We start from the raw sequence: 24,667 nt of genomic DNA on the forward strand, positions 1-24,667 counted from the left end.
TTTTTGAACGATGGTTGTGACGGTGGGTGTCTCATGGGGCGGCCGCCTTGTCTCCATTGCCCGGGAAAGCCCCGGGCACGGGTTGATTTCCCGCAATTTCTATTCCTGCGGGCCTGGCACCGTTTTTGCAGATTGACCATGCGCACCTCGATGCGTGCAGGACGAACACCCGTTCATCCATGACACACAAGACTGGAGACATTTCATGACCCACCAAGCCCCTTTGGCTTTCGCTCTGCGCGCCCTGTCCATCGCCGCAACTGCCGCCTCGCTCGCGTTCCCTGTCCAGGCACAAGGCGCAGGCAAGGTCTACGTGTCCAGCGAGAAGGACAACAAGATCTATGTGTTCGACACCCGGGGTGAGCGCACCGGCGCCATCGACGTGTGCAAGCGTCCACGTGACATGCGCTTCAGTGGCGACAGCAAACAGATCCTCGTGATCTGTGGCGACAGCAACGCCATGGGCCTGGTAGATGTGGCCACCGGCAAGTTGACCGGGACCGTGCCCCTGGGCGACAGCCCCGAGATGTTCGACCTCAGCCCGGACGGGAGAACAGCCTATGTGTCGATCGAAGACGAGAACGTGGTGGCCGCCTACGACATCGACAGCAAAAAGGCGGTGTTCGAGGTCAAGACCGGCGGTGAGCCCGAGGGCGTGCTGGTCACGCCCGACGGCAAGACCGCGTATGTCACATCCGAGGTGGCCAACGTGGTCCATGTGATCGACCTCGGCGCGAAGAAGGTCACGAAGAACATCAAGGTCGGCAAGCGCCCGCGCCGCTTCGTGTTGTCGCCAGACGGCGCCGAACTGTGGGTGACCAACGAATTGGACGCCACGGTGAGCGTGGTCGATACCAGGACCCACACCGAGAAGCAGAAGATCAAGTTCACGGTCAAGGGCATGCGCGAGGCCGACATCACCCCGGTGGGCATGACCATCAGCCTCGACGGCAAGTCCATCTGGGTGGGGCTGGGCAAGGCCAACCACGTGGCCGAGATCGACGTGGCCACCAAGGTGGTGAAGAACCAGATCCTGGTCGGCCAACGCGCCTGGGGTCTGGGCTTCCAGCCCGACGGTAAGACGCTGTACGTGGCCAACGGCCTGTCGGACGACATGACGCTGATCGACACGGCTTCAGGCAAGGCGATCAGGACGGTGCCGGCCGGGCGGGTGCCGCACACTGTTTTAGTTTCCCCATGAAAAGACGCTTGACGTCTTCGCTCCGCGCCCTGGCCGGGGTGCTGGCGTTGGCCTCTGTCTTGCCAGCGTTTGCGGCCACCCAGATCACCATCGCGGTGGTGTCGCTCGACGGCGATCCACGCCTTGCACCGCGCCGCCTGGAGAAGGCCTATCCCGGGCACCCGGGCGGGCGGGCCATTGATGGCGTGCGCCTCGCGGCCGAGGAATCGGCATTCGAGCTCGACGCGGCTGGCATCGAGCTGGTGGTGAAAGACGTTGTGCTGCCCAACGCCGCGGCGCTGCCCAAGGCGCTGGCCGAGCTGAAAGCTTTGAGGGTGCAGCACGTGGTGGCCGACCTGCCGCTGGCCGAGTTGCACGCGCTGGTACAGGCCGCGCCCGCTGCGCTGGGCGGTGCCATGGTGTTCAACACCGGGCTGGATGACGACCGCCTGCGCGGCGCCCAGTGCGCGGCGCACCTGCTGCACACCGCACCCAGCCGCGCCATGCTGAGCGACGCGCTGGTACAGTACTTGGCCGCGCGCAACTGGCGCAAGGCGCTGCTGCTGCAAGGACCACTCCCCGCCGACGCGCTGATGAACGAGGCCTTCAACCGCGCGGCCAAGCGTTTCGGCATCAAGGTCGTGGCGCAAAAGCCGTTCAAGCTCACCGGCGACCCGCGCGAGCGCGACCTGGGCAACACGCGCCTGCTCACCGGTGACCGCGAGCACGAGGTGGTGGCGGTGATGGACAGCGACGGCGAGTTCGCGCGCTTGTTGCCCTATGCCACGCAGTGGCCGCGTCCGGTGGTGGGCGCCAGCGGCCTGGTAGCGGCGGCATGGCACCCGCAGTGGGAGCGTCACGGCGGCCCGCAGCTCACGCGCCGCTTCGTCAAGCTGGCGCGGCGGCCCATGCAGGGCGCCGACTGGGCCGCCTGGGCCGCAGGCCGCGCGGTGGCCACGGTGCTGGCCGAGAACCCCAAGGCCACGGTCGCGCAACAGCTCAAGTCGCTGCGCGGCGGCAGCACCACGCTGGACGGCTTCAAGGGTCGCAGCATTTCCTTTCGCGCCTGGGACGGCCAGTTGCGCCAGCCGCTGTTCCTGAGTCACGTCGATGGCGTGGTGGGCACGGCGCCACTGGAGGGCGTGTTGCACCCGAAAGAAGTGCTCGACACACTGGGTGTCGATGAACAGGAGAGTGCATGCAAAGCGCGTCCGTGATGCGGCTCGGAGCGCCTTCGCTTCCACTGCACCTGCTGCGCGCCTTGCGCGCGGTGGTGGGTCGCGAGTTGAACCGCTTCCTGCGTCAGCCCACCCGCCTGGGTTCTGCGCTGGTGCGGCCGTTGCTGTGGTTCGTGGTGTTTTCGGCCGGGTTCAACAACGTGTTCGGTGTCGCCATCGTGCCGCCCTACGAGACCTACATCGAATACAAGGCCTACATGGTGCCCGGTCTGCTCGGCATGGTGGCGCTGTTCAATGGCATGCAGAGCTCGCTCTCGATGGTGTACGACCGCGAGATGGGCGTGATGCGCCTCTTGCTCACTGCGCCGCTGGCGCGCGGCTGGCTGCTGGGCTTCAAGCTGCTCGCGGGCACCTGCCTGTCGGTGCTGCAGATGGTGGTGTTCCTCGCCATTGCCTGGGCCTTTGGGGTGGAGGTGCCGCTGGCGTTCCTGCCGGGTCTGTTGGTCGCCATGGCCTGCGGTGCCACCATGCTCGCTGCGCTGGGGCTGATGCTCTCGGTGTACGTAAAGCAGCTGGAGAACTTCGCTGGCACGATGAATTTCGTGATCTTCCCGATGTTCTTCATCAGCCCCGCGCTGTACCCGCTGTGGAAGCTGGAAGAGTCGGGCGCGTGGTGGCTGCTCAAGCTGGCCCAGTGGAACCCTTTCACCCATGCGGTCGAGGCCATGCGGTTTGCGCTGGTCGGGCAGTTCACGGCGCTGTCGTGGGCGGTGGTGGTGAGCTGCAACATCGTTTTTTTTGTGGCTGCCTTGTGGGGCTACGACCCCCAGCGTGGCTGGATGCGGCGATGACCAATCGACGTGAAGCACTGGGTGGTGTGGTCGGTCTGGCCTGCTGGCCGCTGGCGTTCGCGCAGGACGATCCCAACGGCGGCGACCCGCTGGGCTCCATGCAGTACCCCAGTCTGCGCGAGCAGACCATCGGCAAGGCCACGGCCCGGTTCTCCGACGCGGTGATCGTCAAAGGCCCGGCATTTGCCGACGACGCGATGAACGTGCCGCTGCTGGTGGACGCGCGCGGGATGAACGCAGTGGGTGGTGGTGTGGCGCGCATCCGCGTGGCGGTGGACCGCAACCCGGTGCGCCAGGTGCTGGACTTCGAGCCCCTGCGTGCGCTGCCCATGCTGGCCTTTCGCATCCGCATGGAGCAGGCTTCACCGGTGCGGGCCTTTGTGCAGACCAAAGACAGCCAGTGGCACGTGGGCAGCACCTGGGTGCTGGCGGCGGGCGGTGGCTGCACGGTGCCTGGCCTCACACGTGCCGACGGTTCCTGGAGCAAGACCCTGGGCCAGGTGCAGGCGCGCTTTTTCAACAACGTGCTCGAAGGCAGCCGGCGCTTGCGCGTGCGTGTGATGCACCCCATGGACACCGGCCTGGTCGCGGGCATCCCGGCCTTCTACATCGAGGAACTGCAACTGGTGGACAGCGCGGGCCAGGCCTGGTGGAAGCTGGCGCTGCACGAACCGGTGTCGGAAAACCCGCTCATCACCTTTGAGCTGCCACCGCAGGTGGTGAGCGGCCTGCGGCTGGTGGGGCGCGACAACAACGGCAACCGGATCGATGCCGAGGTGGGGGCATGAAGTGCTGGCTGGTGGTGGCGCTCGTGCTGGCGGGCAGTGCGCAGGCGCAAAACAGCGCCGTGCCCCCTCTGGCATCGAAGCCCGACATCGCAAGCCTCAACTACGACCTGCAACCGCGCCAGATCGCCAAAGGCACCTGGGTCATTGAAGGTGCGGTGCAGGACTTCAACCGCGCCAACGGCTGCAACATCATCAACACCGCCTTCATCGCCACCGGCTCGGGTGTGGTGGTCATCAACACCGGGCCTTCGCGCCTGTACGGTGAGCAGCAGCGCCGCGCGATCGAAAGTGTCACGCGCGAACCGGTGGCGCGTGTGCTGGCACTCAACCTGCACCCCGATTACTTCTTCGGCAATCAGGCCTGGGCCCACCGGCCCACGCAGGCACTGCCGGGCAGCATCGCCGGGATGCAGGCGGAGGGCGCTGCCTACGCGGACAACCTCTACCGCCTCTGTGGCGACTGGATGCGCGGCACCGAACCCACCCCGGCGCGCGAAGCCGTGTTGCCGCAGACCCTGCAGCTCGACCAGCACCCGCTGGAGCTGATGCGTCTGCAGGGTCACACCGCCGACGACCTCGTGCTGCTCGACCGAAGGACCGGCGTGCTGTTCGCCGGTGGCTTGGTGTTCGCCGAGCGTGCGCCCACCACGCCGCACGCCGACTTTGAACGCTGGCTCGCCAGTCTCGACGCCTTGGAACAACTCATCGCAAGCGGTCAGGTGAAAACCGTGGTGCCCAGCCACGGCCCGGTGCACAGTGGTCTGGCGGGCGTGCAGCAGACCCGCGACTGGCTGCACTGGCTCACCACGCTGATGCTGGAGAGCGCTGAACGGGGGCTCGACCTGAGCGAGGTGCTGAGCACGCCCGTGCCCGATCGTTTCAAAGACTGGGCCGCGCAACCCGCCGAGCTGCACCGCAGCCTGACGCAGTGGTATCCGCATTACGAGCAGCGCGCGCTGGCCGGCCCGGTGCCCAGCCGCTGACGAATGGCGCGGGCACGGGCCTGCCCGCTGGTTGTTGCAGCTTGACCAACTGATTGCCACATTTCTGAACAGTGTCACGGCCCTGGTGGATCCACCGGGACAGTGGTTGGCGCAGTCCTGCGCATCCAACCCGATCGCTCTCAGGGGATACCCCTAAAACACCCGCAAAAAAACGCAGAAGTGGCGCAGAAAGGGCACTGAAAACGGCTTGAAAAAGCGGGAGAGAAAGGTGGCACAGATGTTGCCATCTTGATGCGCGTGCAACCCACAGACCGGAGGGTCGGGAGTTCACAAACGGCCGGGCACGCCGCACGGACGCAGCCCATCAACCTCACGAACGAGCAGGAGACAAACCAGTGAAACGCACTCTATTGAGCCTTATGGTCATGGCCGCCACGGCCCATGTCAGCGCCCAGGGCGTCACCGACGCAATGATCGCGGACGACGCCAAGACCCCCGACAACGTGCTGAGCTGGGGCCTCGGCACTCAGGGCCAGCGCCACTCGCCGTTGACCGGCATCAACGAGAAAACCATCAGCAAACTGGTGCCCGTGTGGTCCATGTCATTCGGTGGTGAAAAACAGCGTGGCCAACAAAGCCAGCCGCTGGTGCACAAGGGAAAGATGTTTGTCACGGCGTCCTACTCGCGCATCTACGCGGTGGACACCAAGACCGGCAAGAAGCTCTGGAAGTATGAGCACCGCTTGCCCGAGGGCATCATGCCCTGCTGCGATGTGATCAACCGCGGCGCTGCCCTGTACGACAACCTTGTCATCTTCGGCACGCTGGACGCTCAACTCGTGGCACTTGACCAGGAAAGTGGCAAGGTGGTGTGGCGCGAGAAGATCGACGATTACTCGGCTGGGTACAGCTACACCGCTGCGCCGCTGATCGCCGAAGGCCTGCTATTGACCGGTGTCTCTGGTGGTGAATTCGGCGTGGTCGGCCGCGTCGAAGCGCGTGACCCCAAGACAGGCAAGATGGTCTGGTCGCGCCCTGTGGTTGAAGGCCACATGGGCTACCTGGACGGCAAGGAAAATGGCATCACCGGGACCACCAACGCCAGTTGGCCCGGCGAGACCTGGAAGACCGGTGGTGCGGCCACCTGGCTGGGTGGCACCTACGACCCCAAGACCAAGCTGGCCTACTTTGGCACCGGCAACCCCGGCCCCTGGAACAGCCATGTGCGCAAGGGCGACAACCTCTACTCCACCTCCACCGTCGCCATCGACGTGAAGACGGGCCAGATCCAGTGGCACTACCAGAACACGCCTAACGATGGCTGGGACTACGACGGTGTGAACGAGTTCATCACTTTCGACATGGACGGCAAACGGGTGGGTGCGAAGGCTGACCGCAACGGCTTCTTCTACGTGAACGATGCCGCCACGGGCAAGCTGCTGAATGCATTCCCCTTCGTGAAGAAAGTGACCTGGGCCACCAGCATCGACCTGGAGACAGGACGCCCCAACTTCGACCCAGCCAACCGCCCGGGCGACCCAACGGCCGAAGGCGGCGACGGCACCAAGGGCAAGTCGGTGTTCTCGGCACCAGGCTTCCTGGGTGGCAAGAACCAGATGCCCATGGCCTACAGCCCGAAGACCGGCCTGTTCTACGTCCCCACCAACGAATGGGGCATGGAAATCTGGAACGAACCCATCACCTACAAGAAGGGCGCCGCCTACCTGGGTGCGGGCTTCACCATCAAGCCATTATTCGACGACCACATTGGTTCGCTGCGCGCCATCAACCCCAAGACCGGCAAGGTCGAATGGGAAGTCAAGAACGAAGCCCCGCTCTGGGGCGGCGTGCTGACGGCCGGCGACCTGGTGTTCTGGGGCACGCCTGAGGGCTACCTCAAGGCCGCGAATGCCAAGACCGGCAAGGTGGTCTGGCAGTTCCAGACCGGCTCCGGCGTGGTGGCGCCGCCCATCACCTGGACCGAAGGCGGCGAGCAGTACGTCAGCGTGGTCTCCGGCTGGGGCGGGGCGGTCCCGCTGTGGGGCGGTGAAGTGGCCAAGAAGGTCAACTTCCTGGAGCAAGGCGGCTCTGTCTGGACCTTCAAGCTCCTGAAGTGACCCCCCGTTGCGCCGCTGCGCATTGAACAGCGCCGGGCCACCGCCTGCGGTGGTGGCCCTTCGAACCAGTCTGGCGGCGCTGATGCGCTTGGCTGGTACTCCATCCTTTTTCACCCCATTTCCATCTTTCACCCATGCGCACTGTCCTGATCCTCACCGCCGCCGTGCTGTACGCCTCCGGCACTGCACACGCGATCGACGAAGCCGCCGCCTTGGAACTGGCGAAGAACAATGGCTGCCTGTCCTGCCATTCGTCCAAAGAAAAAGTCGTTGGCCCAGCCTTCATCTCGGTGGCTGAAAAATACAAAGACGACAAGGACGCTGTGGCGTCACTGGCGCAGTCCATCCAGAACGGCTCCAAAGGCAAGTGGGGCCGCATTCCCATGCCCGCACACCCCAGCATGAACCCCGCTGACATCAAGACCTTGGCCGAATGGGTCATGACCGCAAAGCCATGAACCCTCGGCATACGCTGCCTACTGCGTGTTGAAGCGGATGGGAGCGCCGTGGCGCTGGCGAAGGCCCGATTTCGTGTTCCGATGCTGACGGCTTTCAATCCGCTGGCTCAAGACGATCGGTCCTGGATGCAATCAAGGCATGGGATGCAACAGCCGCGATTCGGCGTCACTTCGGAACACGATGGGGATGTTGCGCCGCGCAGGCGCGTTCTTCACCACCTGCACCACCTTGTGGTGGTGGGCCGACTTGCTGCACACCGGGTCGGTCTCGGTGGCGTCGCCGGTGATCAGGAAGGCCTGGCAGCGGCAACCGCCGAAGTCCTTGTGGCGCTCGTCGCAGGTTCGGCAGGTGGGCTTCATCCACGCGTCGCCGCGGTAGGCGTTGAAGGCGGTGCTGCGCTGCCAGATGTCGGCGATGGGCGTGTCTTTCACGTTGGGCAGCTGCAGGCCGGGCAGGTCGCGCGCGTTGTGGCAGGGCATGGCCAAGCCATCGGGCGCGATGGAGAGGAACACCGCGCCCCAGCCGTTCATGCAGGCCTTGGGCCGCTCTTCAAAATAGTCGGGCACCACGAACAGCACGCGGCATTGGGGGCCGGTCTTGCCTTCCTGTTCGGCGCGGAAGCGGTTGACCACGGCCTCGGCTTCAACGAGTTCTTCGCGTGTAGGCATGAGGTGGTCGCGGTTGACCCAGGCCCAGCCGTAGTACTGCGTGTTGGCGAGTTCGAGGTATTCAGCTTCGAGCGCCACTGCCATCTCGATGATCTTGCGCACGTGCGGCAGGTTGTGTCGGTGCAGCACGCAGTTCATCACCATCGGCCAGTCGTGTTCCTTGATCAGCCGCGCTACGCGCTGCTTGAGATCGAAGGTCTTGGTGTGGCTGAGAAAGTCGTTCATCTCCTTGGTGGAGTCCTGGAACGAGAGCTGCACGTGGTCGAGCCCGGCGTCTTTCAGCTTCTGCGCGCGGGTGGGCGTGAGGCCCACGCCGGAGGTGATGAGGTTGGTGTAGTAGCCCAGGCGGTGAGCTTCCTGCACCAGTTCTTCGAGGTCGTCGCGCAGCAGCGGCTCGCCGCCCGAGAAACCCAATTGCGCTGCGCCGAGCTTGCGCGCCTGGGTCATCACGTCGACCCATTGCGCCGTACTCATCTCGTCGTGGATGTGCGCGTGTTGCGTGGGGTTGTAGCAAAACACGCAGTGCAGCGGGCACTTGTAGGTGAGCTCGGCCAGCAGCCACAGGGGCTGGCCGAGGGTGGGGGGTTCAGTCGATCCAGCCACGGCGTTGTCCTTCTTCAAGCAGGGCCTGCACTTCGGGTGAAATGCCTTTCGCGTTGAACGCGGCTTCCAGTTCGGCGACGATGCCGTCGAACGTGCGCACGCCGTCGCAACGCTGCAGGATCTCGGCCGCCGACGGATTGAGCTGCACCATGCCCTCGGGGTACAGCAGCACCCAGCGGCTCTGCGCTTCCTCGTACTGCAGCCGGAAGCGGCGCGAGAGCTTGGGTTGATTCGGAAGCGTGCTCATTGACAAGCTTTTTCTATGGCATCCAGCATGGTCCACAAAATGTCCAGCTTGAACTGCAGGATGTCCAGCGCGTGGTGCTGGGCCTGCCGGGTCTGGAAGTGCGCCAGCGTGACCTGCAGGCCGTGTTTGACGTCCCGCGTGGCCAGCGGAATGCGGTTGCGGAAATAGGCCAGGCCATCGGACTCGATCCAGGGGTAGTGGGTGGGCCAGGTGGCGAGGCGGTCTTTGTGGATCTGCGGCGCGAACATCTCGGTGAGCGAGGAGCACACGGCTTCCTGCCATGGCGCCTTGGCCGCGAAGTTCACGTAGGCATCGCAGGCGAAACGCACCGCGGGCACCACGCCTTGCAGCGACCACAGGTCTTCGCGCGAGATGCCGACCGCTTCACCCAGTCGCGTCCAGGCCTCGATGCCGCCCGCGGCCGATCCTTCGTAATCGCCATGGCCGTCGTGGTCCAGGATGCGCTCCAGCCACAGCCGGCGGTGCGCGCGGTCGGGCATGTTGGCGAGGATGGCGGCGTCCTTGCGTGGAATGCAGATCTGGTAATAAAAGCGGTTGGCCACCCAGCAGCGGATCTCGTCGGGCGTGCAGCCGCCGGCGTTCATGCGCACGTTGAACGGGTGGTGGATGTGGTACGCGCGGCCTTTGTCTCGCAGCTGGGCTTCGAAGGCTTCGGTGCTCCAGGCGGGCAGGTGGCTGTCGTTGCGGATGGCTTGGGCGATTTCCATGGCTGGGTCTTCAGAACGTGATGTGCATACCGTCAAAAGCCACCTCGATGCCGTGCTGCGTCAGCAGCGAGCGTTCCTCGGAGTCTTCCACCAGCATGGGGTTGGTGTTGTTGATGTGGATGAGGATCTTGCGCACGTGGGCGGGCAGGCGGTCGAGCTGTTCGACCATACAGCCCGGCCCGCTTTGCGGCAGGTGGCCCAGGTCGGTGGCGGTCTTGCTGTGCAGGCCCATGCGCTGCATTTCGTCGTTGGTCCAGAAGGTGCCGTCGACCATCACCACCGAACAGCCGGCCATCAGTTCCAGCAACGTGGGCGTGACCTCGCCCAGTCCGGGCGCGTAGAACACGCGCTGGCCGTTCAGCGGGTTGGTGATCACCAGGCCGATGTTGTCGCCCGGGCGCGGGTTGCCGCGAAACGGTGAATACGGCGGCGGCTTGGACGAGAGCGACACGCACTGCAGCTGCACGTCGGCCAGGCCGGGCACAGCCAGCGTGCGGCCGTCGATGGGCAGCTCGTGGCGGTCCACGCCGCAGAAATGCGAGAGGATGCGGGTGATGGGAAAGCCGTCGGACAAGTCCGAGAGCACCTCGGGCGTGGCCAGCAGGGGCAGCGGTGTCTGGCGCTCGCGCAGCATCAAGAGGCCGGTGACGTGGTCGATCTGCGCGTCCATCAGCAGCACGGCGACGATGCCGCTGTCGCGGATGGCACGAGCCGGTTGCAGCTCGGGGTTGTCGCGGATCTGGGTCAGGATGTCGGGCGAGGCGTTGACCAGCAGCCAGTCGCTGCCGTTGGCGCTGACCGCGATGGACGACTGCGTGCGCGCACGCGCCTTGATCGTGCCGCGCCGAACGCCGTCGCAATTGGGACAGTTGCAGTTCCACTGTGGGAAGCCACCACCGGCCGAAGAGCCGAGAACCCGTATGCGCATGTCAGTTCACCATGGAATGGAAAAAAAAGAGGCGCACGTGTGACTCACCCGTGCGCCCCGAATACATCACGCTGCGCTCAGCGGTTGGCGATGTACATCGTGATCTCAAAACCGAAACGCAGGTCGGTGAAGGCGGGGGTGGTCCATTGCATGGTGTGTCTCCTGTAGAGTGGGTTGGCATGAAACATGTCTGCGAACTTGTCAGCACCTCTGCACCTCAAGCCGCGACCATGTTCAGCAATATCAATGCCACGAAGGACCGTCCTAGGGATACCCCTGAGGTGGCGCCTGCCGCAGGTCGGCGCAGCGCCTGGCCGATGCCCACCTACCTGGCCGTCGGGCGCGGTCACTGCATGGCTTACCGGACTGTCGGCAACCCGCAGGGTGAGCCCTGGTTGCTGGTGCACGGTGGCCCAGGCAGCAGTTGCCAACCGGGCATGCTCGCACCGCTGGATCTGGCGCGTCAGTGGGCGATCGCCCCCGATCAACGGGGCTGCGGAGCGAGCCGGCCCAGAGGGAAAACCGCCGCGAGCACCACCCAGGCGCTGGTGGCCGATCTGGAGGCGCTGCGGCGGCATCTGGGTGTCGAGCGCTGGTCGTTGCTGGCGGGGTCGTGGGGAACGGTGGTGGCGCTGGCGTACGCGCAGGCGCACCCGCATCGGGTGCGGCGGCTGGTGTTGCGCGGCGCGTTCGCGCTCAGCCGGCGCGAGGTGGGTGGCCTGCTGCAGCCGTCTCGCCGGGTGCAACAAACCCTCGTCCGCGAGGCCGCCTGGCCCGCCGCGCCGGGTGTGCCACTGCCCGCGACGCTGGCCAGACTGAGACAACTGCTTCAAAGTGGAACACCGGGTGTTGCAGGCCGGCGCGTGTTGCGCCGCTGGGCCTTGCTGGAATCGGCCTGCGTCTCGAACGGCATGCGCCGTGCGCTGCTGCGGGCGGTGATGCAGACCCCCGCTGCGCGAGCCTCAGCGATGCGGTGTGACTGGGCCACGTTGCGGCGCCGGCAGCGACAGGCGCAAGCGAGCCGACACCGCCTCGCCATGCACCCGTCCGACCGGGCGGCGTTGCACAAATTCCGCATCCAGGCGCACTACCTGCAGCACCGGGGCTTTGTGCGGCCGGGTGCGCTCGATGCCGCCGTGCTCGGCCTGGCGCGCCTGGGCGTACCGGTGGACTGGGTGCACGGCACCTGCGACGCCGTCTGTCCGCCCGCCAACAGCCGCGCCTGGGCTGCGCTGGGCCGTCGACTGGCGCCGCAACAAGTCACACTGACCGAGCCCTTGAGCGGCCACCTGGGCGGCGAGCCGGGCATGCTTGCGGCCTTGCGTGCGGTGGTGCGGAGACACGGATGAGGACGCTTCCCATGCACGCTCACCGCCGCGCACATCACGCGGGGCATTTGGTGAGCGCTGTGCTGCGCCGCTGGCTGACCACGCTGCTGTGCCTCGGCGGCTTCGTCGCGCCGACGCACGCAACCGGTCCGTCACCCGATTGCCAGGCGGTCGATGCTGTGCCCTGGCAGCCGGTGGCGCCGGGCATCTGGGTCTGGCCTGCGACGGAGAATGGTGAGGTATCGCCCGACAACGCCGGCCATGTGCTGCCCACCAGCGTGGTGGTGAGCCGTGGCGAAGCACTGGTGATCGACCCCGGCCCGAGCCATCGACACGGCCTGCGCGTGCGCGCGTCTCTGGCCTGCCGTTTCAAGGCGAAGCCGCGCTGGGTGGTGAACAGCCATGCGCACGCCGATAACGTGCTGGCCAATTCGGCCTTTGCCGATCTGCTTGAAGCTGGCCAGCTGGAGATCATGGCCAGTGCCGCCACCCGCAGCGCCATGCAGCAACGCTGCGCGGATTGCCTGGTGAGCCTCACCAACCGCGTTGGCGCAGCGGCGCTGGCAGACACGCAGATCGTGTTGCCCAGTCGCACGCTGTTTGTCGGTGAGCGGCTGCGCGTGGGCACGCTGAGTCTGGTGGTGCAGGCCATCGAGCCCGGCCACACCGAAGGTGATCTGGTGCTCTGGAACGCCCGCCACCGAGTGCTGTGGGCCGGCGGCCTGGTGTACGACGGCCGTGTGCCCGAACTCGCGCAGGGCAGTCTGGACGGCTGGCTCGCGGCGCTGGAGCGGTTGAAGGCACTGCGGCCGCGGCAGGTGCTGGGCACGGTGTGGTCAAGCGCGGCCGCAGCGGGTGATCCGCCCCCGGCACTGGCGGCGACACAAGGCTACCTGACAGCGCTGAGATCGCGCGTCTTGCTTGCGATGGACGAGGGCCACCAGCCGCAGGAAACCACCTGGGGCGAGCTACCGGCCTACCGAGACTGGGCCGGCTACGAAGCACGCCACGGCTTCAACCTACAACGCGCCTGGCGCGAGCTGGAACCGGTATGGATGGATCAAGGCGCGACACCAACGAAATAAAACTTCCGGCGCGCAATGCCTTCATCCAGGGATGCGGTGGAACCGGCTTGCCGGGCCACTCGCATCGCCCCCTCGGGGGTGACGCCGAAGGCGGCGCGGGGGGTTACAAAGTGCCTGGAGGGAGCAAGTCCTTCTTTCGGTAGATGGTGTTCCGCGAAACACCCAGTGCCTTGGCCGCAGCCGACACATTGCCCTTGTGTAGCCGCAGCATCTGCGCCATCGCGCTCAGGGCCACGTCTTCCAGGCGCGTGCCTTCGGGCACGACGGGCTCGGGTATCGGGGCTGTGTTGGGCTCGTCCGGCAGTGGCTGGGCCGAGCCAATCGAGCCCATCAGGCGCGGCGGTATCGGGTGGGGCAGACCGTGTTCCAGCTCTTCCATGAAGTCGTCAGGCATGTGGCTCAGTTCGATCACGCCCTGGCAGCCCACCATGACAACAGCCGTGCGCAAGAGGTTGTGCAACTGTCGGAAGTTGCCCGGCCAATGGTAGCGCTTGAAGATGTTCATGACCTCGGCCGAGATGCCGACCTGTTCGCCGTTCTCGCACAGGGCCTTGAGGATCTTGCGCACGACCAGTTCGAAGTCGGAACGCTCGCGCAGTGCCGGCAGGCGCACTACCAGGCCGTTGAGGCGGTAGTACAGGTCTTCGCGGAAGTCGCCGCGCGCGATCATGTCCTTGATGTTCTTGTGCGTGGCGCAGACCACGGCCACGTCCACCTCCACTTCCTTGCCCGCACCCAGCGGGCTGACCCGGCGCTCCTGCAGCACGCGCAGCAGCCGCGCCTGCAGGTGCTTGGGCATGTCGCCGATTTCGTCGAGGAACAGCGTGCCGCCATTGGCCTGCAGGATCTTGCCGATGGCACCCTTCTTGCGCGCGCCCGTGAAGGCGCCTTCTTCGTAGCCGAACAGCTCGGACTCGATCAGCGTCTCGGGAATCGAGGCGCAGTTGACCGACACGAACGGCTGGCCGCAGCGGTTGGAGTCGCCGTGAATGGCTTGCGCCAGCAGGTCTTTGCCGGTGCCGGTTTCGCCCAGGATCATGACCGGGATGTCCTTGCCCGAGACCATGCGCAGCTTGTGAATGACCGACGAAACCTGCGGATCGCCCGTGTCCAGGTACTGCAGCGAAGAGAGTTGGGCCCGTTTGCCGGTGGACCTGGTTGGCAGGGGCGACGAGGTACTTTGGCCCGCGGTTTCACCAGCGGCAGATGGTTCCTGGTCCGGCGTCGACCGGACTGCCGACCAGGGGTGGGCGGCCGCCTTGACCTTGACACGACACCACACCGAGACGCCGTTGTGCAGCAGCAGTTGCTTGGGGTTGGGCAGCGTGCCGCTGAAGAGGTCAAACAGCGCCGAGATAGGGATACCGAACAGCGAAGAAAAGGTGTGGGCCTTGAGCGCTGCAAAGGGCAGGCCGATCTGGAACTGCCCGCTGCGGTTGGCCGAGATGAAGCGCCCCTCCGGCGAGAACACCGCGATGCCTTCGACCAGCGTGCCCAGGAACTCCGAGCGGGTATGGAAGTGGATGCGGATCGCCTTCGGGAAGATGTCGGCGAACATGTGGTTCTCGATCATCTGCGCCGACATGCGCACCAGCGCCAGCGTGTGCTGGTGAAAACTGCGGTGGTCGCCGGTGACGTCGAGCGCGCCGATGACCTGGCCATAGGGATCGAAGATGGGTGCGGCGGAGCAGGTGAGGAACTTGTTGGCGTTCAGGTAGTGCTGGCTGCCGTGCACCGTGAGCGCTTCTTCTTCGGTGAGCGCGGTGCCGATGGCGTTGGTGCCCTTGTTCTGCTCTGACCAGTCCATGCCCGGCGTGAGCGCCACGCGCGAGGCCTTTTCCAGGAAGTCGGTGTCACCCAGCGAATGAAGCACCATGCCCCGCGCGGAGGTGAGCAGCACCATGCTGTGGGTGTTGACGATCTGGTCGTACAGCGTCTCCATCACGGGAGCCGCGTGCTGGAAGAGAAAGCGGTTCTCGTCCAGCGCGTCGTTCAGCAACCCGCGCGATGGGCTGGAGAAGTCGGGCTCAGCCTGGGTCGTCAGTCCGTAGGACGCCGAGCGCTGGTGGGACTGGTCAATCAGGTCTGGGTTCGGGGAGGCGCCAGCTGGCGCAGTCCCGACGCTGCCACCATCGGGGCGCGTGTGGATGCCTGCACTCATGTCGTCTCCAGGATCGGTCGGAAATCCCCCCCAGTAGTCCATGCCCCATGGTGCATCGCGCGGAGCCAGGAGGGGTGTTGTCTCGTCTGTGTCTTGTTGGTCTTGGCTCATGTGATTCTCTTCATATCTGTCACATGAATCAACACTGGGTATTCCCGGTATGAAACATGTTGTACCTGCTGCCACGTTGTGAGACATAGCAAGTAGTTCGCCAACGGGCATGGCCGCTTGTGGCCCGCCATCGGGCGCGTCTGCATGTCAGTCTGTGACAGTTCGCTGGTCCGATGAGGGGCAACTGCTTCAATTTGGAACACTGAAATGCTGCCTTGGCGTGGGTCTCAGGATGTCCGAAGCTGGTGGCCCGCATATTGCTGAAAGGAGGGGTGAAGCCATTTGACAACAGGAGACATCCCCCATGAAAAACCCTCTCTTCAAGAAACCCTCGCGCGCCACGCTGCGTGTGCTGGCCTTGGCAGCCAGTGGCCTCGTCGCCGCCGTCGTCATGGCGCACGGCGACGTGGTGCCGCAGAGCGTGGACACCCACACCCTGCCACAGCTCGGCGAGAAGTGGCTCGACGCCAATCCCTACAACGAACAGAGCCCGGCGCGAGGCGAAGCGCTGCGCATCGGCACCTCGGCCTACAACCAGAACTGCGCGCGCTGCCATGGCCTGGAAGCCATTTCCGGTGGTATGTCCCCGGACTTGCGCAAGTTCGACGGCGACTGCACGGGGCTGGCCGATGCGGCCAAGAAGGCCGCCTGCTTCAGAGAAATGGACGACTTTTTCACTGCCACGGTGCGGCGTGGCCGCGTGCGGGACGGTCGCGTCTATATGCCGCCGTTTGAAGGCACGCTGACGCAGGAAGCGGTGTGGGCCATCCGCACCTACATCGAGACGCGTCGCGAACCCTGATCGCCGCCCGCCACTCCCGCCCGATACCCACAAGAGAGACAACGCAGCATGCCATTCGATTCAAAAAACTTCGAGGAGCCCTGGGCTGTGAATCGCGGGCTGACCCGCCGGCAGATGCTGGCTGTGCTGATGCCTTTGCTCGCAGGACACCACGCGGTGCACGCGCAGACCGAGCTTACCGACCTGGCCCGCATCCGTGCCAGCGGCGTGTTGAAGGTGTCGGTGTACAAGGACAACGCGCCGTTCTCGGATGGCGCCGCGGCCGCCATGAAGGGACTGGATGTGGCACTGGCCGAAGGTCTGGCGCGGCAGTTGAACCTGAAGCTCTCGTTGCTCCCTTTCGATGCCGGTGAAAACATGGGCGACGACCTGCGCAACATGGTCTGGAAAGGGCACTACCTGGGCTACGGCCCCGCCGACGTGATGCTGCATGTGCCGGCCGACAAGTACCTGGCCCAGAAGAACCCGCAGGTGATGATCTTCGCGCCCTACATGCGGGAGTCGCTGGTGCTGGTGCACGACGTCCGCAAGCTAGCCGACGCTGCAGTGCCCGAAGACCTCAAGGGCGTGCCGCTGACTGCCGAGCGTGGCGCGGGCGCGGCGAGTGTGCTCATGGGTTACGGCGGCGGGCTTTTGCGCCCGCAGGTCTCGATCCACAACACGGGCACTGAAGCGGTCCAGGCCGCAGTGGATGGCAAGGCCGCGGCGGCGTTCGTGACGCGCGCACAAGCCGAGTCGGTGCTGTCACGCAACCCGGACAGCGCCAGCCACTTCCGTATTGCCAAGCTCAACTTCAACAACGGCATCGTCGACACTGGCTGGCCGGTGGGCATGGCGATCAAGGCGGGCCACAGGGAGCTGGGTCAGGCACTGGAATCCGCGCTCAAGTCATTGCGCGAGAGCGGCGAGCTGCTGAAGATCTTCCAGCAGCAGGGGATGACACTCACCGCGCCGTAGTGGAGACTTCCCTGCGCCGCAAATGGCGCAGGGGGTCACCGTCTAGCGATTTTGCGGTACACCGTGGCCCGGCTGATGCCGAGCACGCGGGCGGCTTCCATGACATTGCCGCGTGCTTCTTCAACCGCGCGGCGGATCAGCGCGGTTTCCACGTCTTTCAGCGGCTGCTGTGGGGTGATGGTGCCCGCGCCCCCATGGTTCAGTCGTGCGAGCACCTGCAGTCGCAGGCCCGACCACAGGGGCAGTTCAGTGGCCGCGCGTTGGGCGCGTGCGGCATCGAACAGGCTGTCGGGCGGTACGGCGAACACATCGCTGCAATGTGGCCAGGGCAATCCGGAGGGCAGGGTCAGCATGTCGGCTGCCGTGCGGTTGGCGCCGGTGATCCGGCCATCGGCGTCCACGCACACCAGGCCATCACCTTCTTCTCCAAGCCCGGCACCTGGCCAGTTGATGCGCAGCAGCAGGCGGTGCGGCTGTGCCAGTGTGAGCGCGTTTTCGATGCTGCGAGCCGACTGGGTGACCAGGTGTTTGAGGGCAGGGCGTTCCGGCACGTTGATGCCGGTGAGGTCCAGCATGCCCACGCAGCGGCCATCCGGGCCAAACAGGGGAGCGCCGGCGCAGCTGTAAACCGTGGTGTCGTTGAAGAAGTGTTCGCCCCGGTGCAGCCACACCGGTTGCAACTCGGTCAAGGTGGCGCCGATGGCGGTGGTGCCCACCGCCGCTTCTGAAAGATTCACGCCGATGCGGGCGATTGCGCTGGCTTGGGGGTTCTGGTGGTCGATAGGGCCGTTGACGTCGATCACCACGCCCTGGGCATCGGTCAGCACGGCGAAATAGCGCGTGTCGGCCATGGCACGGGCCAGGGAGCGGATCACCGGCGCAGCCGCCTGCAAAAGGGGTTGGCTGGCCTCCAGGGCGCGCCGGGCTTCGGCGGCCGACACGGCGTCAAAGGAAAGTCGCTGCGAGGGCTGGAAACCCCGCGCCAGGCACCGGCGCCAGGACCGATCGATCCAAGGCTCTACCCACTCTGTCGGCGCTACGGCGCCATCGCTCAGGATGTCCTGACGGGCCTTCTCGATCCGGGAGAGGCGCTCCACCTCCGAGGGCACGGCAGGCATGGTGTGTGAAATCGTCATGGGCCTGTCTCTTGGTCTTTTCGATCTTGCACCGCCATTCTGGCCCGATGTTCGGGCTTGCGCACGCCCAGTGTTCAAAGGGTCAGTGTTTCATTTTGAGAATATCCATCTGCACGTATGCCCGACTAGGGATAACCCTGAACTCAAAGCCCGGCGGCGCTCCAACAATGCTTATGCACTTTCCCACATAGGCATGGCGCAGCCAAGGCGCGCCGCTACCCAACAGGAGACACACATGCAGAAAGTCCTGCACATCAACCCGGACAAATGCACCGGCTGCTTGCAGTGCGAAATGGCCTGTTCCTTCGAGAACTACGGCACCTACGCCACCTCCAAATCGCGCATCAAGGTGTTCGACTTTCATCACACCGGCAAGAAGGTGCCCTACACCTGCACGCAGTGCGATGAAGCCTGGTGTCTGCATGCCTGCCCGGTGGAGGCCATCACGGTGGACAAGCTCACCGGCGCCAAGGTGGTCAACGACGCGACCTGCGTGGGGTGCAAGGTGTGCACCATCGCCTGCCCGTTCGGCACCATCAACTATGTGCAGGAAACCGGCAAGGTGCAGAAGTGCGATCTGTGCGATGGGGAACCCGCCTGTGTCGAAGCCTGCCCAACGACAGCGATCACCTTCATCGATGCCAACTGGACCGGTATCGACAAGATGAAGCAGTGGGCCGACAAGCTGGGCAACCAGCCTGCCGCCGCCTGAACACCACGCACACAAGGAGAACCGATATGTCCTGGGCTGGAAAACTGCTTCGCGTGAACCTCACCGCGGGCACCGTCAAATCCGAACCGCTGAACATGGAGTGGGCGCGCGCCTACCTGGGTTCGCGCGGGCTCGGCAGCAAATACCTGATCAGCGAGATCGATCCCAAGGTCGACCCGCTCGCTGCCGAGAACAAACTGATCTGGGCCACCGGGCCGCTCACCGGCACCATGGCCTCCACCGGCGGGCGCTACACCGTCATCACCAAAGGCCCGCTCACCGGCGCGATTGCCTGCTCCAATTCGGGCGGCTACTTCGGTGCCGAACTCAAGATGGCCGGCTGGGACATGGTGATCGTCGAAGGCAAGTCGGCCAAGCCGGTGTACCTGCACATCAGCGACGACGAAGCCGAACTGCGCGATGCGGCCCACTTGTGGGGTCAGAGCGTGTGGAAGACCGAAGAGATCCTCAAGTCCAGCCTGCAGGACCCGCTGATTCGGGTGTCCAGCATCGGCAAGGCGGGTGAAAACGGTGTGCTGTTCGCCGCCGTGGTGAACGACCTGCACCGTGCGGCTGGCCGCTCCGGCGTGGGCGCGGTCATGGGCAGCAAGAACCTCAAGGCCATTGCGGTGCGCGGCACCAAGGGCGTGGGCAATATCCGCGACCCCAAGGCCTTCATGAAGACCACCTTCGAGAAGAAGAAGATCCTGGCCGAAAACGCCGTGACCGGCCAGGGCCTGCCGGCCTACGGCACCCAGGTGCTGATGAACGTGATCAACGAGATCGGCGCGCTGCCCACCCGCAACCACCGCGACGTGCAGTTCGAAGGCGCGAAAGACATCTCGGCCGAGGCCATGGTCACGCCACGCGAGAGCGACGGCAAGAAGCACCTGGTGACCAACCAGGCCTGCTTCGGCTGCACCATTGCCTGCGGTCGCATCAGCAAGATGGACGAAGGCCACTTCACTGTGCAGAACAAGCCGCAGTACTGGGGCGCCAATGGCGGTCTGGAGTACGAAGCGGCCTGGGCACTGGGCGCGGCCAACGGCGTGAACGATCTGGAAGCGCTGCAATATGCCAACCTGCTCTGCAACGAAGAAGGTTTTGACCCCATCAGCTTTGGCGCCACGGTGGGCGCGGTGATGGAGTTGTATGAAATGGGCGTGCTCACCGCGGAGCAACTGGGCATCGACGCCAAGTTTGGCTCGGCCCAGGCGCTGGCGCACTTTGCCGAGATCACGGCCAAGGGCGAAGGTTTTGGCAAGGAAATCGGCCAGGGCTCCAAGCGGCTCACCGAAAAGTATGGCTACCCGGATCTGTCCATGAGCGTCAAGGGCCAGGAATTCCCGGCCTACGATGGCCGTGCCATCCAGGGCATCGGCCTGGCCTACGCCACCAGCAACCGGGGGGCTTGCCACCTGCGCGGCTACACCATCGCTTCTGAAGTGCTGGGCATTCCGGTCAAGACCGATCCGGTGGAGTCCGAAGGCAAACCCGAGTTGGTGAAGGCCTTCCAGGACGCCACCGCCGCGTTCGATTCGTCGGGCCTGTGCGTGTTCACCACCTTTGCCTGGGGTGTGGCTGACCTGGCGCCTCAGTTGCAGGCAGCGTGTGATGAAGCCTTCACTACCGAAGAGCTGGAGAAGATCGGCGAGCGCATCTGGAACATGGAGCGCGAATTCAACAACGCTGCCGGCTTTACATCCAAAGACGACAGCCTGCCCAAGCGTCTGCTCACCGAAGCCGCCAAGACCGGCGCTTCCAAGGGCATGGTGAGCAAATTGCCCGAGATGCTGCCCAAGTACTACGCCGCGCGCGGCTGGGACACGGAAGGTCGGCCGACTGCGGAGACCCGGGCGCGATTGAGCCTTTGATGCCTGGCCCCTCTTGAGCTTTGGCTGGAACCCAGGGGGCAGTTGTCACGCTGCCCCCTTTTTCATTTCTTGAGGAGACAGACATGCACCACGTCATCCTGGGCGCCGGCCCCGCCGGTGTCATTGCCGCAGAGACCATTCGCAAGCATGCCCCCGACGACCAGATCACCCTGGTGGGCGACGAAGCCGAGCCGCCGTATTCGCGCATGGCCATTCCCTATTTGCTGATCGGCAATGTGAAGGAAACGGGCACCTACCTGCGCAAGAGCCTCACGCACTACGCCGACCTGCGCATCGACCAAGTGGGTGGTCGTGCCACGGCGGTGGATGCAGCCGCCCGCACCGTGACGCTGGACAACGGAACCACGCTGTCCTTCGACCGCCTGCTGATCGCCACCGGCTCGCACCCGGTGCGCCCACCCATTCCAGGCATGGACTCGCCCGGCGTGCACCCGTGCTGGACGCTGGACGACGCCCGCGCCATCATGAAGCTGGCCAAGCCCGGCGCGCGGGTGCTGCAGATGGGTGCAGGGTTCATCGGCTGCATCATCATGGAAGCCTTGGCCGCACGCGGCGTGGAACTCAGCGTGGTGGAAATGGGCGACCGCATGGTGCCGCGCATGATGGGCCCCACGGCGGGCAACATGATCCGCGAGTGGTGCGAGAAAAAGGGCGTGAAGGTCTATACCGGCACCAAGGTGGAAGGCATCGAAGCCGGCGGTGGCGGCGGCGTGGTGAGCAGAATCGCCAGTGCCATCGGCCTTGGGTCAGACGAACCGACGGCGGGGCTGCGTGTGAAGCTCTCCAACGGGCAAACCGTGGAGGCCGACCTGGTCATCAGCGCCACCGGTGTGCGACCGGCCATTGGATTTCTGGAGGACTCGGGCATCACCTGCCTGCTGGGCGTGCTCACTGATGAGCACCTTCAAACCAATGTGCCGGGCATTTACGCCGCCGGTGATTGCGCTGAAGCTTTCGACAAGGTCAGCGGCAAGACCATCGTCAGCGCCATCCAACCCAACGCGGCCGAGCAAGCACGCGTGGCCGCCCTGAACATGGTGGGCCAGAAGACCGAACTCAAGGGCGTGACGCAGATCAACGTGCTCGACACCCTGGGCCTGATCTCCACCAGCTTCGGCAACTGGGAAGGCGTGCCCGGTGGCGAGCACACCGAACTCACCGACAAGGCCAGCGGTCGCCACCTCAGCCTGCAGTTCAAGGACGACGTGATGGTGGGCTGCAATTCGGTGGGCTGGACCGAACACGTGGGTGTGATGCGGGGGCTGGTTGAGGGGCAGGTGCATCTGGGAAGCTGGAAAGACCGCCTCATGCACGACCCCACCAAGCTCATGGACGCCTACCTGGCGAGTGCGCAAGGGCAGGGGCAATGGGCGGGTGCTGCCGATGAACGTCGACGCTGAAGGTATGGCCCCCAGGCTCCACCGCTGCGCGGGTCGCTGCCCCCGAGGGGGCTGATCCGCCTTGGGGCGGCCCGGCGGCGGATCGATCGCTGCCGAACAAAATGTCTTCCATGAACATCACCTTCAAACTGTTCGCCACCCTCACCGACTACCTGCCCGCCGAAGCGCGGCGCAGCAACCAGGTGTCGCTCGACGTCGACCCGGCTGCGACGATCAGCCAGATCATCGAGCCCTTTGGCCTGCCGCCCAAGCTGGTGCACCTGGTGCTGGTCAACGGCAAATACATCGAGCCTGAAGCCCGCTTGAGCACCACGCTCACCGAAGGCGACGTGCTGGCCATCTGGCCGCCGATTGCTGGCGGTTGAACATGAATCACCCCTGCCGCGCTGCGCGCGACCCCCTCAAGGGGGCGACACCAGCCGTCTGGCAAAGCCAGCCCGGCGGTGTCTCTGGGTTGGAACCCCTCCTCCGGTTGGGGGCCTGGCCCTCATGGCGGAGTGTCTGACTTGCAATCGAACTACGCCGAGCGCTTCGAGCGCGAAATGGGCTGCACAGAGGCCGAATGGCTGGGCTGGCTGCCGGCCGCCATGGGCGACTGTGTCTGGAGGCGAGACGGACAAAGAGCCACGGTGGAAGTGCCACCGGGCACGCTGTCTTTGCGCTGGGAAACCTGTCCCCCCAGGGTGATTGCGCTCATGCGCATGCCGGTATTGCAGGTGCGCTTTGCCTTCAGCGGCCTTGACGCCGCCCAGCGCTACACCTTCATGCGTCGCTTCGATCTTTACATGCAGCGTGGCGGCGGATGAACGGGCCGGGTGGTCTGCGGTTCAGCCGATCTCAGCGATCAGCTCAATCTCCACACACGCACCCATGGGTAGCTGTGCCACACCAAACGCGCTGCGGGCGTGCGCGCCTGCGGTCGGGCCGAACACTTCGCCCAGCAGTTCGCTGCAGCCATTGGTGACCAGGTGCTGCTCGGTGTAGGTGGCCGTGGAGTTGACCAGGCTGAGTACCTTGACGATGCGCTTGACGTGGTTGAGGTCTTTGTTGACCGCCAGGCAGGCGGCGGCCAGCGTGCCCATCAGATCGATCGCCACCGCGCGTGCAGCGAGTTTGGCCTCTTCGGTGGTCATGGTCAGGCCCACCTGGCCGACCCAGGGCTTGCCATCCTGGCGCGCAATGTGCCCGCTCAGAAAGATGAGGTTGCCTGTCTGCACGAAAGGCACGTACGCAGCGGCGGGCACCGAGACGGGCGGCAAAACGATGTTGAGGCGGGCGAGTTGGTCGTAAACGCTCATAAAGGACTCCTGAAAAATGACCGCTTCATTCTATCGACGCGATGGTTGGCCAAGGTGGCGGGTGCCCTGTCTGCGCCACTCGCATCAGCCGAAATCATGAGGGCGCGGTGACGTGGTCAGCGCCGCAGCAGGGCAGCAAACTCGTCAGGCGGAGCCACGGTGACGCCCACCTTCAGCGTGTGTTTGGAGCCGCCCTGCATCACACCACGCATCGGCGACACATCGCCAAAGTCCCGCCCGGTCGCCAGCGTCACATAGTCTTCGCCCGGGCTGCCCCAGCCGCAGCGGTTGTTCGTGGGGTCGAAGTCGAACCAGGTGCCTCTCGGCTCGAAGGCGGCCTCACTGTCGGACGCTGTCTCCACCGGCGGCAGGGGCAGGTAGAGCGATACCCAGGCGTGGGAGGCATCGGCACCGACCAGTCGCGGCTTTCCCGGTGGCGGCTGGGTCAGCAGGTAGCCGCTGACATACATCGCTGGCAGGCCCAGGCTGCGCAGGCAGCCCAGCATGATGTGGGCAAAGTCCTGGCACACGCCCTTGCCTTGTTCCAGCGCTTCCAGGGCCGGGGTGTTGACCTCGGTGCTGGCCGTTTCGTAGGTCATCTCTGTGTGGATGCGCTCCATCAGCGCGCGCACCGCGTCCAGCACCGGCAGGTCGGGCTCGAAGGCGGGGCGGGCGAACGCGGTGAACGCATCGTCGCGCGGCACATAGGGCGACGCAAACAGGAACTCGGCCGCCGGGTCGTAAGGGGCCTTGGCCCGGTACCTGAAGTGCTCGCGAACCTGCTCCCAGGACAGGGCTTCCCAGTCCGGGCCATCGGGCAGGGGAAGCGGTTCCGATGTCTCGACCAGACTTTCGGCTTCCACCGTCAGCGTGTGGTGAGGCGCCTGCTGGGAAAAGAAGGTGCGCAGGTTGCCAAAGGCATCCACGGTCTGGTTGCGCGCCGCTGGCTCCGGGTGGATGCGCAGCGCGTGTTCAAGCAAGGTCTGACTGCCCGTGTTCACCGGCGTGAGGTGCACCATGTGCTGCGCCATGTTGACCGAGCCGTGGTAGTCGTAGACCGTGCGGTGGAGGATGCGAAGCAGCATGTCAGG

At 65.1% G+C, this 24,667-nt stretch carries 25 protein-coding genes; 16 read left to right on the forward strand and 9 right to left on the reverse strand.

Going from position 1 to position 24,667, the window contains the following annotated elements:
* Positions 1–205 precede the first annotated feature (205 nt).
* The 7 genes from J2W49_RS05465 to J2W49_RS05495 all read left to right on the forward strand — a co-directional run bounded on the left by J2W49_RS05465 (position 206) and on the right by J2W49_RS05495 (position 7,516).
* Positions 206–1,201, forward strand: a complete 996-nt coding sequence (locus J2W49_RS05465; RefSeq protein ID WP_310312673.1) for a PQQ-dependent catabolism-associated beta-propeller protein — start codon at positions 206–208, stop codon at positions 1,199–1,201.
* Positions 1,198–2,397, forward strand: coding sequence for a type 1 periplasmic-binding domain-containing protein (locus J2W49_RS05470; RefSeq protein ID WP_310312676.1), 1,200 nt, complete (start codon positions 1,198–1,200; stop codon positions 2,395–2,397). The genes J2W49_RS05465 and J2W49_RS05470 overlap by 4 nt, the downstream gene beginning before the upstream one ends.
* Positions 2,379–3,209 (forward strand): ABC transporter permease, encoded by an 831-nt coding sequence (locus tag J2W49_RS05475; RefSeq protein ID WP_310312679.1) that lies wholly within the window; start codon positions 2,379–2,381, stop codon positions 3,207–3,209. Before J2W49_RS05470 ends, J2W49_RS05475 begins: the two co-directional genes overlap by 19 nt.
* The gene (locus tag J2W49_RS05480; protein WP_310312684.1) at positions 3,206–3,997 is read left to right on the forward strand and encodes a quinoprotein dehydrogenase-associated SoxYZ-like carrier; all 792 of its coding nucleotides are present in this window, start codon (positions 3,206–3,208) and stop codon (positions 3,995–3,997) included. Before J2W49_RS05475 ends, J2W49_RS05480 begins: the two co-directional genes overlap by 4 nt.
* Positions 3,994–4,980, forward strand: a complete 987-nt coding sequence (locus J2W49_RS05485; RefSeq protein WP_310312687.1) for a quinoprotein relay system zinc metallohydrolase 1 — start codon at positions 3,994–3,996, stop codon at positions 4,978–4,980. Before J2W49_RS05480 ends, J2W49_RS05485 begins: the two co-directional genes overlap by 4 nt.
* 380 nt (positions 4,981–5,360) lie before the next feature.
* On the forward strand, positions 5,361–7,058 hold the full coding sequence (locus J2W49_RS05490; RefSeq protein WP_310313747.1) for a PQQ-dependent methanol/ethanol family dehydrogenase: 1,698 nt from the start codon (positions 5,361–5,363) through the stop codon (positions 7,056–7,058).
* Positions 7,059–7,192: 134 nt separating this feature from the next.
* Positions 7,193–7,516, forward strand: a complete 324-nt coding sequence (locus J2W49_RS05495; RefSeq protein WP_310312690.1) for a c-type cytochrome — start codon at positions 7,193–7,195, stop codon at positions 7,514–7,516.
* Between the two features lie 132 nt (positions 7,517–7,648).
* Here the strand turns inward: J2W49_RS05495 and pqqE are convergent, their stop codons facing one another.
* From pqqE to pqqA, 5 genes are all read right to left on the reverse strand, one after another.
* Positions 7,649–8,788, reverse strand: coding sequence for a pyrroloquinoline quinone biosynthesis protein PqqE (gene pqqE / locus J2W49_RS05500; protein WP_310312693.1), 1,140 nt, complete (start codon positions 8,786–8,788; stop codon positions 7,649–7,651).
* Positions 8,772–9,035 carry a pyrroloquinoline quinone biosynthesis peptide chaperone PqqD gene (pqqD, locus tag J2W49_RS05505; RefSeq protein ID WP_310312695.1) on the reverse strand — a complete coding sequence of 88 codons (264 nt, stop codon included), beginning with the start codon at positions 9,033–9,035 and terminating at the stop codon, positions 8,772–8,774. The genes pqqE and pqqD overlap by 17 nt, the downstream gene beginning before the upstream one ends.
* Complete coding sequence (pqqC, locus tag J2W49_RS05510; protein WP_310312697.1) at positions 9,032–9,763, reverse strand: pyrroloquinoline-quinone synthase PqqC; 732 nt, start codon at positions 9,761–9,763, stop codon at positions 9,032–9,034. Before pqqC ends, pqqD begins: the two co-directional genes overlap by 4 nt.
* Before the next feature lie 10 nt (positions 9,764–9,773).
* Positions 9,774–10,691 (reverse strand): pyrroloquinoline quinone biosynthesis protein PqqB, encoded by a 918-nt coding sequence (pqqB, locus tag J2W49_RS05515; RefSeq protein ID WP_310312700.1) that lies wholly within the window; start codon positions 10,689–10,691, stop codon positions 9,774–9,776.
* A gap of 77 nt (positions 10,692–10,768) precedes the next feature.
* On the reverse strand, positions 10,769–10,843 hold the full coding sequence (pqqA, locus tag J2W49_RS05520) for a pyrroloquinoline quinone precursor peptide PqqA (protein WP_068167214.1): 75 nt from the start codon (positions 10,841–10,843) through the stop codon (positions 10,769–10,771).
* A gap of 78 nt (positions 10,844–10,921) precedes the next feature.
* Here pqqA and J2W49_RS05525 point away from each other — a divergent pair, with 78 nt between their 5' ends.
* Together J2W49_RS05525 and J2W49_RS05530 are read left to right on the forward strand one after the other, a co-directional pair.
* The gene (locus J2W49_RS05525) at positions 10,922–12,040 is read left to right on the forward strand and encodes an alpha/beta fold hydrolase (protein WP_310312703.1); all 1,119 of its coding nucleotides are present in this window, start codon (positions 10,922–10,924) and stop codon (positions 12,038–12,040) included.
* Between the two features lie 11 nt (positions 12,041–12,051).
* The gene (locus J2W49_RS05530; protein WP_310312706.1) at positions 12,052–13,104 is read left to right on the forward strand and encodes an MBL fold metallo-hydrolase; all 1,053 of its coding nucleotides are present in this window, start codon (positions 12,052–12,054) and stop codon (positions 13,102–13,104) included.
* A gap of 103 nt (positions 13,105–13,207) precedes the next feature.
* Here J2W49_RS05530 and J2W49_RS05535 read toward each other — a convergent pair whose 3' ends face one another.
* Positions 13,208–15,265: a sigma-54-dependent Fis family transcriptional regulator gene (locus tag J2W49_RS05535; protein WP_310313752.1), complete on the reverse strand. Its 2,058-nt coding sequence runs from the start codon at positions 15,263–15,265 to the stop codon at positions 13,208–13,210.
* Between the two features lie 415 nt (positions 15,266–15,680).
* On the opposite strand from J2W49_RS05535, the gene pedF reads away from it, so the two are divergent.
* Together pedF and J2W49_RS05545 are read left to right on the forward strand one after the other, a co-directional pair.
* Entirely contained in the window at positions 15,681–16,178 is a 498-nt protein-coding gene (pedF, locus tag J2W49_RS05540; RefSeq protein WP_405000991.1) for a cytochrome c-550 PedF, read from the forward strand.
* A 48-nt stretch (positions 16,179–16,226) separates the two neighbouring features.
* Positions 16,227–17,135 (forward strand): substrate-binding periplasmic protein, encoded by a 909-nt coding sequence (locus J2W49_RS05545; RefSeq protein ID WP_310312709.1) that lies wholly within the window; start codon positions 16,227–16,229, stop codon positions 17,133–17,135.
* A 35-nt stretch (positions 17,136–17,170) separates the two neighbouring features.
* Here the strand turns inward: J2W49_RS05545 and J2W49_RS05550 are convergent, their stop codons facing one another.
* On the reverse strand, positions 17,171–18,271 hold the full coding sequence (locus tag J2W49_RS05550; RefSeq protein ID WP_310312712.1) for a helix-turn-helix domain-containing protein: 1,101 nt from the start codon (positions 18,269–18,271) through the stop codon (positions 17,171–17,173).
* Between the two features lie 235 nt (positions 18,272–18,506).
* On the opposite strand from J2W49_RS05550, the gene J2W49_RS05555 reads away from it, so the two are divergent.
* The 5 genes from J2W49_RS05555 to J2W49_RS05575 all read left to right on the forward strand — a co-directional run bounded on the left by J2W49_RS05555 (position 18,507) and on the right by J2W49_RS05575 (position 23,084).
* Positions 18,507–18,983: a 4Fe-4S dicluster domain-containing protein gene (locus J2W49_RS05555; protein ID WP_310312715.1), complete on the forward strand. Its 477-nt coding sequence runs from the start codon at positions 18,507–18,509 to the stop codon at positions 18,981–18,983.
* Positions 18,984–19,009: 26 nt separating this feature from the next.
* Positions 19,010–20,857 (forward strand): aldehyde ferredoxin oxidoreductase family protein, encoded by a 1,848-nt coding sequence (locus J2W49_RS05560; RefSeq protein ID WP_310312718.1) that lies wholly within the window; start codon positions 19,010–19,012, stop codon positions 20,855–20,857.
* 83 nt (positions 20,858–20,940) lie between these two features.
* Entirely contained in the window at positions 20,941–22,278 is a 1,338-nt protein-coding gene (locus J2W49_RS05565) for an NAD(P)/FAD-dependent oxidoreductase (protein WP_310312721.1), read from the forward strand.
* Positions 22,279–22,388: 110 nt separating this feature from the next.
* Positions 22,389–22,643 carry a sulfur carrier protein ThiS gene (gene thiS / locus J2W49_RS05570; protein ID WP_310312724.1) on the forward strand — a complete coding sequence of 85 codons (255 nt, stop codon included), beginning with the start codon at positions 22,389–22,391 and terminating at the stop codon, positions 22,641–22,643.
* Between the two features lie 132 nt (positions 22,644–22,775).
* Positions 22,776–23,084 carry a hypothetical protein gene (locus J2W49_RS05575; RefSeq protein WP_310312727.1) on the forward strand — a complete coding sequence of 103 codons (309 nt, stop codon included), beginning with the start codon at positions 22,776–22,778 and terminating at the stop codon, positions 23,082–23,084.
* Positions 23,085–23,105: 21 nt separating this feature from the next.
* Here J2W49_RS05575 and J2W49_RS05580 read toward each other — a convergent pair whose 3' ends face one another.
* Together J2W49_RS05580 and J2W49_RS05585 are read right to left on the reverse strand one after the other, a co-directional pair.
* A complete protein-coding gene (locus J2W49_RS05580) occupies positions 23,106–23,576 on the reverse strand; it encodes a RidA family protein (protein WP_310312730.1) in 471 nt (156 codons plus the stop codon).
* Positions 23,577–23,692: 116 nt separating this feature from the next.
* Positions 23,693–24,661, reverse strand: a complete 969-nt coding sequence (locus J2W49_RS05585) for a transglutaminase family protein (protein WP_310312733.1) — start codon at positions 24,659–24,661, stop codon at positions 23,693–23,695.
* Between the last annotated feature and the right edge of the window lie 6 nt (positions 24,662–24,667).

Source organism: Hydrogenophaga palleronii, from assembly GCF_031457455.1.
GTDB lineage: Bacteria > Pseudomonadota > Gammaproteobacteria > Burkholderiales > Burkholderiaceae_C > Hydrogenophaga > Hydrogenophaga palleronii_A.

Coding starts and splice junctions, on each gene's coding strand:
- J2W49_RS05465 (WP_310312673.1), top strand. CDS start 206: ATGACCCACCAAGCCCCTTTGGCTTTCGCTCTGCGCGCCCTGTCCATC.
- J2W49_RS05470 (WP_310312676.1), top strand. CDS start 1,198: ATGAAAAGACGCTTGACGTCTTCGCTCCGCGCCCTGGCCGGGGTGCTG.
- J2W49_RS05475 (WP_310312679.1), top strand. CDS start 2,379: ATGCAAAGCGCGTCCGTGATGCGGCTCGGAGCGCCTTCGCTTCCACTG.
- J2W49_RS05480 (WP_310312684.1), top strand. CDS start 3,206: ATGACCAATCGACGTGAAGCACTGGGTGGTGTGGTCGGTCTGGCCTGC.
- J2W49_RS05485 (WP_310312687.1), top strand. CDS start 3,994: ATGAAGTGCTGGCTGGTGGTGGCGCTCGTGCTGGCGGGCAGTGCGCAG.
- J2W49_RS05490 (WP_310313747.1), top strand. CDS start 5,361: ATGGTCATGGCCGCCACGGCCCATGTCAGCGCCCAGGGCGTCACCGAC.
- J2W49_RS05495 (WP_310312690.1), top strand. CDS start 7,193: ATGCGCACTGTCCTGATCCTCACCGCCGCCGTGCTGTACGCCTCCGGC.
- pqqD (WP_310312695.1), bottom strand. CDS start 9,035: ATGAGCACGCTTCCGAATCAACCCAAGCTCTCGCGCCGCTTCCGGCTG.
- pqqC (WP_310312697.1), bottom strand. CDS start 9,763: ATGGAAATCGCCCAAGCCATCCGCAACGACAGCCACCTGCCCGCCTGG.
- pqqB (WP_310312700.1), bottom strand. CDS start 10,691: ATGCGCATACGGGTTCTCGGCTCTTCGGCCGGTGGTGGCTTCCCACAG.
- J2W49_RS05525 (WP_310312703.1), top strand. CDS start 10,922: ATGTTCAGCAATATCAATGCCACGAAGGACCGTCCTAGGGATACCCCT.
- J2W49_RS05530 (WP_310312706.1), top strand. CDS start 12,052: ATGCACGCTCACCGCCGCGCACATCACGCGGGGCATTTGGTGAGCGCT.
- J2W49_RS05535 (WP_310313752.1), bottom strand. CDS start 15,265: ATGAGTGCAGGCATCCACACGCGCCCCGATGGTGGCAGCGTCGGGACT.
- pedF (WP_405000991.1), top strand. CDS start 15,681: ATGAAAAACCCTCTCTTCAAGAAACCCTCGCGCGCCACGCTGCGTGTG.
- J2W49_RS05545 (WP_310312709.1), top strand. CDS start 16,227: ATGCCATTCGATTCAAAAAACTTCGAGGAGCCCTGGGCTGTGAATCGC.
- J2W49_RS05550 (WP_310312712.1), bottom strand. CDS start 18,271: ATGACGATTTCACACACCATGCCTGCCGTGCCCTCGGAGGTGGAGCGC.
- J2W49_RS05555 (WP_310312715.1), top strand. CDS start 18,507: ATGCAGAAAGTCCTGCACATCAACCCGGACAAATGCACCGGCTGCTTG.
- J2W49_RS05560 (WP_310312718.1), top strand. CDS start 19,010: ATGTCCTGGGCTGGAAAACTGCTTCGCGTGAACCTCACCGCGGGCACC.
- J2W49_RS05565 (WP_310312721.1), top strand. CDS start 20,941: ATGCACCACGTCATCCTGGGCGCCGGCCCCGCCGGTGTCATTGCCGCA.
- thiS (WP_310312724.1), top strand. CDS start 22,389: ATGAACATCACCTTCAAACTGTTCGCCACCCTCACCGACTACCTGCCC.
- J2W49_RS05580 (WP_310312730.1), bottom strand. CDS start 23,576: ATGAGCGTTTACGACCAACTCGCCCGCCTCAACATCGTTTTGCCGCCC.
- J2W49_RS05585 (WP_310312733.1), bottom strand. CDS start 24,661: ATGCTGCTTCGCATCCTCCACCGCACGGTCTACGACTACCACGGCTCG.